The 9,375-nt window shown below is 37.6% G+C and carries 8 protein-coding genes; all 8 read right to left on the minus strand.

Annotation, left to right across the window (positions count from 1 at the left end; all coding sequences use genetic code 11):
• Positions 1-2 precede the first annotated feature (2 nt).
• Genes E1140_RS13800 through murI form a run of 8 tightly spaced genes read right to left on the minus strand, consistent with a single transcriptional unit; the run spans position 3 to position 9,335 of the window.
• Positions 3-1,724: a complex I subunit 4 family protein gene (locus tag E1140_RS13800; protein ID WP_155184854.1), complete on the minus strand. Its 1,722-nt coding sequence runs from the start codon at positions 1,722-1,724 to the stop codon at positions 3-5.
• A gap of 1 nt (position 1,725) precedes the next feature.
• Positions 1,726-3,783 (minus strand): NADH-quinone oxidoreductase subunit L, encoded by a 2,058-nt coding sequence (nuoL, locus tag E1140_RS13805; RefSeq protein ID WP_155184858.1) that lies wholly within the window; start codon positions 3,781-3,783, stop codon positions 1,726-1,728.
• 6 nt (positions 3,784-3,789) lie between these two features.
• Positions 3,790-4,095, minus strand: coding sequence for an NADH-quinone oxidoreductase subunit NuoK (nuoK, locus tag E1140_RS13810; protein WP_155184861.1), 306 nt, complete (start codon positions 4,093-4,095; stop codon positions 3,790-3,792).
• Positions 4,092-4,589 carry an NADH-quinone oxidoreductase subunit J family protein gene (locus E1140_RS13815; RefSeq protein ID WP_185153592.1) on the minus strand — a complete coding sequence of 166 codons (498 nt, stop codon included), beginning with the start codon at positions 4,587-4,589 and terminating at the stop codon, positions 4,092-4,094. The genes nuoK and E1140_RS13815 overlap by 4 nt, the downstream gene beginning before the upstream one ends.
• Positions 4,582-5,271 (minus strand): 4Fe-4S dicluster domain-containing protein, encoded by a 690-nt coding sequence (locus E1140_RS13820; protein ID WP_155184867.1) that lies wholly within the window; start codon positions 5,269-5,271, stop codon positions 4,582-4,584. The genes E1140_RS13815 and E1140_RS13820 overlap by 8 nt, the downstream gene beginning before the upstream one ends.
• A gap of 54 nt (positions 5,272-5,325) precedes the next feature.
• Positions 5,326-7,359, minus strand: coding sequence for a tetratricopeptide repeat-containing sensor histidine kinase (locus E1140_RS13825; RefSeq protein ID WP_155184870.1), 2,034 nt, complete (start codon positions 7,357-7,359; stop codon positions 5,326-5,328).
• Between the two features lie 16 nt (positions 7,360-7,375).
• Complete coding sequence (locus tag E1140_RS13830; protein WP_155184873.1) at positions 7,376-8,473, minus strand: complex I subunit 1/NuoH family protein; 1,098 nt, start codon at positions 8,471-8,473, stop codon at positions 7,376-7,378.
• Positions 8,474-8,522: 49 nt separating this feature from the next.
• On the minus strand, positions 8,523-9,335 hold the full coding sequence (gene murI, locus E1140_RS13835; protein WP_155184876.1) for a glutamate racemase: 813 nt from the start codon (positions 9,333-9,335) through the stop codon (positions 8,523-8,525).
• Positions 9,336-9,375 lie beyond the last annotated feature (40 nt).

Genomic DNA, 9,375 nt, shown 5'->3' on the forward strand with positions numbered 1-9,375 from the left:
ACCTACTTCTGAATTATTTTTAGGTTTTCCAGCCCGGTGTCAAATATAAAACTTGTAGCAGTTTCCACAGAAGCATTGATAAGGTCTAGAATAAAGTGAGGGAAAATACCCAAAAGTACAGCCAGTACAATCAACGGAATGAACATGATCCACTCTCGGATGTTCATGTCAACCAAAACATTTTTATCAATATCACCCTTGAGGTGAAGTTTGCCATAAAACATTCGCTGGATAGTCCAGAGATAATAACCTGCTGCCAGTACAAGCCCAAATGTTGCAAGCACCATTAACCATTTTGAGATGACCATGGAAGAAAAAGCTCCGAGCAAAACAAATATCTCCGCAATAAAGCCTGAGAAACCCGGCAAGCCCAATGAAGCGAAAAAGAAGATTACCACCACCACAGTATATTTAGGCATGACATGGGCAAGTCCAGAATAGTTCTCTATCATCCTGTTATGAGTACGATCATAGATTACTCCTGCTATCAGAAACAATCCAGCTGATATAATACCATGGCTTACCATTTGGTAGATGCTTCCACCCAAGCCTTCAGCTGTTATTGCCGCAAAACCAAGTAAAACAAAACCCATGTGAGATACTGAAGAATAGGCAATAAGTCTTTTCAGGTCTTTGCTGGCTAAAGCGTTCATGGCACCATACAAAATGGATATCACTCCAAGCAAACCTATAAGCCATGCATATTTTAATGCCCCTTCCGGGAATATTAAAATACCAGTTCTAAGTAATCCATAAGCACCTACTTTTAATAGAACTCCCGCCAGAATAACGGAAATGGAAGTTGGAGCCTCTACGTGTGCATCTGGCAGCCAGGTATGCACCGGCACAACTGGTATCTTAATAGCAAAGCCAATAAAAATTAGTAAAAATGCCACAAACCTGGCTGGATAACCGAATATGATTTTCACTATGCCTAAGTCTAAAATTGATCCAGGAATTAGGTTTTTGGCATCAGTCATTGAGACCAGATTAAAGGTATGCACCATTTGGTTATCCAATACCTGACCTTTTGATAGCATGTTTTGCACCTCAACAATTATAGCAGGTGTAACGTTTTCAACAGCTTCAACCAGGTGCAACTCCACAGCTGTTTTTGCAGGATCAATTGTCGACAGGTTCAAAGCAATCATCACAATAAGGATGAAAATTGAACCCAGTAAAGTGTACAAGAAGAATTTAATAGAAGCATACTCTCGTCTTGGCCCACCCCATAACCCGATAAGAAAATACATCGGCAAAAGCATGAACTCGAAAAATAGATAGAATAGCAAAAAGTCGAGCGCAATAAAACACCCAATAATGGATGCATTGAGAACAAGAAACAGGCTGAAAAAACCCTTCGCTCTATCCTGAATATTCCATGCACTTATCACTGCTATCAGTAATATCACTGTTGAAAGCAATACCATGGTGATGCTCAATCCATCAACACCAATAAAATATTCAGCGCTGAGTCTTCCCAGGCTACCCAAGCTAAGGTCTATCCATGAAGCACGCTCTACAAACTGAAAGGTACCTGCATCAGTTACTCCAGCTAAATCCTGAAATTTAAAATATGCCCAAGCGGCTATTAATGTTTGGAAGACACTAACCCCTAAAGCAATTTTCTTGAAATGTTCAGCATATTGACCTGGCATAAAAGTTATGACAAGTGCTGCAACCAGCGGTAAGAATATCAATATAGACAACAAGTAGTCCTGCATATTAAGCCAGCAAAAATATAATAATTAATAAACCTATTACCGCAGCAAGAATATATTGCTGCACTTTTCCACCCTGCACTGATTTCGTTAGCACGCCAATTCTACCTGTGGTGAATACGGTGATGCTCACAACTCCATCTACAATAGCTCTGTCGAACCATCCAACAATATGAGAAAATACTGTCACCAAAATTCCCAACAGGTTTACCGCTCTATCAATGACTTTTGCTTCAAACAGCGCTACATATTTACCAACTGCCACAAGTCGTGTCACAATGACCTTCTGATATATAGTATCTAAAAACCAATTGCTTAATGATAACCTATGAAGAAATGAAGACTGAACCTGCTTATTATCAGCCACAGGTTTATTGTAATACTTTCTATAGGAATAAGACATGCCTATAGCAATGAGTCCAACTGAGGCAATTACCGTTATCAAATGAAAGTTAACTGTTTCACTAACCTGTATAGCATGGCTATATATTGACTTAGGTGAAAAGTAATAATTCAACATCCAGGCACTATCAAAAGAAAAAGGATTAATTGACCATATAAACCCTATCGACCCCAGTGCCAATATTGAAAGCACAACTTTTATGATCATTGAATTTTCCACAACTTTTTCAATATCACCTCCTCTAAATGATCCAAAAAATACAAGTATCAACTGACGAGATACATAAATAGTAGTAAGCAAAACAGTTACAAAACCTAAAATTGGAATCAAGCCATATAAAGTAAACCCTTTATAACTTGCCCACTCCATCGCTTCGAGCAGAATAGCATCTTTAGTGAGAAATCCTGAAAAAAATGGAACTCCTATTAAGCTTAGGCTACAAACCAGAAAAGTGATATAAGTAATAGGCAACGCCTTTCTCAATCCCCCCATGTTCCTCATATCCTGAGCATCAAAGTCTGAATCATGATTTGCCTTATGGAGAAAATGAATGATAGAACCTGCCGCCAAAAATAGTCCTGCCTTAAAAAAGGCATGGGTGAATAAATGCATGGTAGCTGCCTGATAAGCACCAACTCCGATACCCATAACCATATAACCAAGTTGTGAGATAGTGGAAAAGGCCAGTACCTTTTTAATATCGTTTTGAGTTAAGGCAGCAATGGCTCCCATGAAAGCCGTTATTGCTCCTATAAATGCTATGATTACCAATGCATCAGCATTTAGTAAAAAGAATATTCTGGCTAATAAATAAACCCCAGCGGCCACCATGGTAGCCGCATGAATTAATGCAGAAATTGGAGTAGGTCCTTCCATAGCATCAGGTAACCAGACCTGAAGGGGGAACTGTGCTGACTTACCAACGGCACCTAGAAACAAACCAAGTCCCACCAATGTTGGCCATGAAATAAGCATGGGTACGACCTCTGGTCGTGACCATAAATTTCCCATAAACACGCTTTTACTAAATTCACCGGCCAGTATTGACAAGTCAAAAGTTTGATACTGCGCCCAAAGTATACCAAGTCCGATTATAAAACCTATATCTCCAATTCTGTTAGTAATAAATGCTTTTTGGGCCGCTTTAGCAGCAGTTTCCTTATTAAACCAATGACTGATAAGTAAAAATGAAGAAAGGCCAACCAGCTCCCAAAAAATGAATATTACGAGCAAATTATCTGATAGCACAATGCCTAACATAGCAAATGTGAAGAGCCCAAGGAAGGCAAAATATCTTTTGTAACCTTCATCGCCTTTCATGTATTCCAATGAAAACAAATGCACCAAAAATGATATCAGGTTTATGATGACAAGCATCACTCCGGTAATAAAATCAATTCGAATACCGGAAGTCCACAACTCATCTTGCCACTCAAACCATTTTAGGCGGGTGTGGATGGTATGAGTACCAATATTTGCGGCTATTAGGATGGACGTTAGTGTTCCAATCAGTAATATTCCACAAGCAATTCTGCTCACCAATACCTCTGAAGATTTGCTGCTTATACTTAGGATTAAGAATGACAATAATGGAAGTAAGAAAATTACTAGTCCTATTATTGTTGGTGCCGCCCAGGGTAAAAGTTCGATGCTATCCAATACCTTCTATCCTTTTAATTCATTTACCCTATCCAAATCAATTGTTTTGAAGTAGCTATATACTTTCAAAACAATAGCCAATCCCACGGCAGCCTCTGCAGCAGCTATTACGATAACAAAAAGTGCGAAAAACTGACCTTCTAACAAACCACTTTCAGACTGACTAACGGCCACAAAATTAATGTTCGCGGCATTGAGCATCAACTCAATTCCCATTAAAACAAAAATGGCATTCTTTCTAGTAATAACTATTCCCAAGCCAACGGCAAACAAAAAAGCGCTAAGGTTGAAATACAATTCAATTGGTATCAACTTGTTCCTCCTTCCTTTTTAGAAGCAATAGCTGTGGCGCCTATAAGAGCAACCAAAAGTAACACTGCCATGAGTTCAAAAGGCAATAAATAATCCGTCATTATACCCTCACCTATCTTATGAAGATTTGAACCAGTTACTGCCTGATATTGAGTAAAATTGATCGTACCAATTACTGAAATTAACATGACAAAAATGGCTGCGGATGATGCAAATGCTAAAAACCTGTTGTGGCTTCCAACCAGAGCTTTCTCATCCCTGATTTTAGCAGTAAGCATAATACCAAAAATTATAAGTACTATAATTCCGCCAACATAAATCATGATTTGTGAGACCGCTATGAACTCAGCATTAGAAAAAATATAGAGGGCAGCGATGCATAGTAATGTTACCACCAAAGCAAAAGCTGCATATAGAATGTTTTTTGTAAACAAAATAAACCCAGCAGAGATACAGGCCAGGGCACCAATTATGTAGAACAAGATCTCAAGCATCTCCATCTTTCTTCTTCTTTATCATAGGGCGTGGCCTAAACACAGGCTTTGCAGGTTTCTTTTTTTCTGCGCTCGGCTCAGAGTCAGCTTTACGCTCTGTTTTGGGAGCAGCAGCCTCTTGTGTCTTCTTTTTTGAAGCTTCAAATTCTTCAAGCTCCTTTTTCTTAGTAAGAATTTCCAAGGGAGTCATTGTAGCAAAAGAATAGGTATGATCATCAACATCATATTCGCTAAAATCAAACGACTTGGTCATGGTAAGGCACTCTGTAGGGCAAACAGTGGTACATAGTCCGCAAAAGCAGCATTTGGCCATATCTATGTCAAATTTAGCTGCGTGTATTCTTTTTGAAGTACCATCAGAAGTTTTACCTATTTCAGAAACCGCTCTGATAGGTTCTATATCAATACAGTCTACAGGACAAACTTTGGCACATTTATCACAAACAATACAGTCATCAATTTCATTATGAAGCTTATACCTACCATTGTCAGGAATTGGAAGGCTTTCATGTGGGTATGACAACGTCATGATGCCCTTATCCTGATTGAAATAATCGGGACTACTTATACCAACAGGCTTATGAACATGACGGGCTTCAACAAAATGCTTGAAAGTTGTTTTTAGTCCCGACAGTGAAGTTGAAAATGCTGATTTTATGTTTTGCCAATAGGTAGAAATCATAAAAAAACAGGTGCTTAAATTCTCTAAGCGTGAAAATATGAAATGTTAGGCAGTTCAGGCCCTGTTTATGGTAAATTTAAAGGTGCTTCCTTTTCCTTCCACACTTTCTACCCATATATTACCCCCCATACGCTCTACAAACTCCTTGCAAAGTCTAAGGCCTAAACCGGTACCTTTTTCGTTCGCAGTACCTCTGGTGGTATATAAAGTGTTGGTATCAAATAGTTTATCCATTTGATCCGTTGACATACCAATGCCATTATCTTTGATCAATACTATCAACGATTTCTTTGGGCCGAATTCAGTTGTAACCTCTACTTTACCTCCTTCATCAGTAAATTTTATGGAATTAGAAACGAGATTTCTGATTATGAGGTCAAGCATGTTTCTATCAGCAGAAACCATTTGCTCTCCTTTAACAGAATTGATAAAATCGATTTTCTTATCTCCTACTTCTCTAAAATAGGCCAAGTTACTTTCAACTAGCTTGTTGAGTTCTATATCTTCCTTTTGAATTTTGATTTCATTCATCTGAAGCATCGCCCAATCCAATAATGTATCCAACAGCTTTCTGGTATTATCCAACCTTACCTTTAAAGAAAGGCTTACGTCTTTCAACTCTTGCTGGGTCAGGTTCCCTTCATGTAAAATGTCTAAAATACCTACCAGAGCGTTAATTGGAGATCTTAAATCGTGAGAGACAATCGAGAAGAATTTATCCTTCATTTCAAGTAAGCTCGAGAGCTCCTTGCTTTTAGATTTAATCTCTTTTTGCTGCTCAATTAGCAGCTCATTTATTTTGCGCCTCTTTTCATTGTTCTTATAAAGCGAGAAAAGTAACACAGCAGTAAATGCCAGAATAACCACAAGTATATTCCTAATAAATTCCTCATTTTTAAGCTTGGCTACTTGTTGCTCTTCTTTTTGGTTTAACAATTCAATTTCAATATCCTTTCTGGCCGTTTCGTACTTAATTTGAATTTGAGCGAATTGCTCTTTCTTTTTTTCGCTAAAAATACTGTCTTCCAGTTGCTTATACTTTTTGTAGTACTGCAATGCACTTTCAAAATTCCTATCTTGCTCATATAGTTCAGACAATGCATTATAGCAACTAATCATTAGCTCATTGTCTTTTATGTCATCAGCAATTTTTTCACACTGCTGATAATAGGCTTTAGCTCCAATTACATCGCCCATGTGTAAGGTCACATTTCCTTTACCATAATATGATTCTCCAACTCCACTTTGATTATTTTGACTTTTATAAAGATCAAGTGCTTTGTCATAATTTTTTAGCGCATTACGATAGTCACCTTTGTGATCATAAGCTGTGGCGGTTTTAACAAGAATTTGAGGTGTGAGAATATCTTCACTCAAACTATCGCTTAAAACATATGCTTCATCCAATTCGCTAAGCGCTTCATCAAACTTATTTTCAGACATGTAAATAAGTGCCAAATCATGTTTTGCATAAGCTATACCTGGCAAATCACCAATCTCTTCACTCAACGCCATAGCATCAAGGATATACTCCTTTGCTTTTTTGTTCTGACCCATTGTTCTTAAAACTCTACCCATATTATAGGTAGCTATAACCTCAGCCAGCTCTTCTCCGGCATCCCTAGCGGCATCTAGGCTTTGGCTATAATAATCAAAGGCCTCATTATACAAATCCAGATTGTAATAATCTTCACCTATGTTATTCAGATATCTTGACTCTTGAACACCGTCACCATGTTTTCTGATTAAATCCAATGCTTCAATATCATATTTTAAAGCCTCCTGGTTTCTAGATAAAATATTATAATATGCGCCAACTGATCTCATAGCAATTGCCATACTAAGGCTGTCTCGCATCTTAGTAGCCATGTCTAGGGCCTTAAATGACAATGAAAGAGCTGTATCTATATTATCTAATTCTGGAGAACGAATTATTTTCAATAGAATACTAAGCTTAACGCTATCACTTCCCTGTTCATAATGCTTCTGTAATTTATTAAGCTGGAGGGTATCCTGAGCATTACTAGTAAGGCCAACAGACAAAAGACAAGCCAGTACTATTACAACTATGTAGTATTTGTTTTTCAATTCGGTTTCAAGATAGTTAAATCATCAATAATCTCCATACGCCACAGAGTAATAAAAAGAATAATGCAAATGGTGTTAAATATTTCCAGCCAATTGACATCAATTGATCAATTCTTACGCGAGGGAAGGTCCACCGGACCCACATTTGTAAAAAGATCATCAATGAAGTTTTACTAATTAGCCAAAAAGCGCTCAGTATATTCCCAGAAGTGGTACCAGGTAAACCCCCTGTCCATTCTGCCAATTTAAATGACCCTATATTTGGAAATGGCGTATTCCAGCTGCCATAGAAAAGTATCACACCCAGAATGCTAACCAGTAGCATCATTCCATATTCTGCCAGCATGATGATGCTCCATCTAAAACCTGAATATTCTGTTTGAAAACCTGCCACTAGCTCTGATTCAGCCTCAGGTAAATCAAACGGAGCACGATTACACTCTGCTAAACTGGCAATGAAAAAAATAACCCATACTAAAAACAGAAAAGGCATTCTCACCACATTCCAACTTAATATACCACCTACGTTCGTAATGTCTATGCCTATTGACATTAAACCAAATAGGTAATTTACAGAATCTGGCTCTACCTGATTAACCCAAATACCTTGCTGATAAGATATGGTCTGAAGGTCAAGGGTTTGGGTAAGAACAATAACACAAAGAACAGATAAGGTTAAAGGCACTTCGTATGCAATTATTTGAGCTGCAGATCTTACTGCTCCTAATAGTGCATATTTATTGTTTGACGCCCATCCAGCCATGATTATGCCTATAACATCAAGTGATACGATCGCCAAAAGAAAGAAAATGCCTGTTTCGGCAGTAGCACCATGCCAGCTTGATGTAACTGGCAGCAAAGAAAATCCTGCGAAAACTATTACGAAAATTAATATTGGAGCAACGAGAAACAGCTTCTTGTCAGCAGCCTTTGGAACAATATCCTCCTTTTGAATTAATTTTAATAAATCAGCAATTGACTGAAGGATACCATAATATCCTACTTCCATAGGACCCAATCTATCCTGAATAAAGGCTGAGATTTTCCTTTCTCCGTAAACAGCGAATATCACCACAATGAGCAAATAAGGAAGAAAGAAAATTATTGTTGACATCTAGAACCGTTGAATCGGAAATTTCAAAAATTAAATTTAGCAAACCTAGCTAATCCCACAAGAGATGTTTCTCAAGATGTACCTTCTCTTTAAAAAATATTTTGGTTGATGCTTCAAAAGAGTCCGTATAATCAGAGACTAAGAAATGATCCTCTTCGTTTTTAGCATCATTCAACAATCCCTCCTCTTCCAAAAACAACTTTAAATAAGCCGCTGTAATTTGCGAGGAATCAAGAATATCAACTTTATGATTATAGAATATGCTTATTTGCTCTTTTACTAATGGGTAGTGTGTACACCCTAACACTAAAGCAGATATTTCATCTAACAATTTATTCTCCAGGTACTTTTCTATTATTTCAGAGCTAATGGCATTATTAAAAAAACCCTCTTCAATCATAGGGACAAGTAGTGGTGTTGCTAATGAAACCAGTTCTATATCTTTCTTTAGCTGTTTAATCTTTTTGAGATAAACATTGGAAGTAACAGTCCTCTTTGTTCCTATAAGACCTATTTTTCTATTCGGGTAGTTATCACTTAAAAACTTAACCATAGGATCAATTACATTGATCACCTTAGCTCGCTTTCCGGTATATTCTTTTAATAATTCGTATGCCGCACTGCTGGCAGAATTGCATGCTATAACTATTACTTTACAGCCTTTATTCAATAGCACATCTGCGATTTTAATACTGTAAGCCTGAACTGCCGCCTCGGATTTATCACCGTAAGGAAGGTGAGCCGTATCACCAAAATAAATTATGGATTCATTGGGTAGAAGTTGCCTTATGGCGTGAGCAACCGTTAACCCTCCAATACCACTATCAAAAATCCCTATGGGGCTGCTAGCATTATGTCTCATATAATACAATCAATTCTTGTACAGATACAGTATATAAAGT

The sequence above is a fragment of the Fulvivirga lutimaris genome (genome assembly GCF_009711525.1).
Lineage (GTDB): Bacteria > Bacteroidota > Bacteroidia > Cytophagales > Cyclobacteriaceae > Fulvivirga > Fulvivirga lutimaris.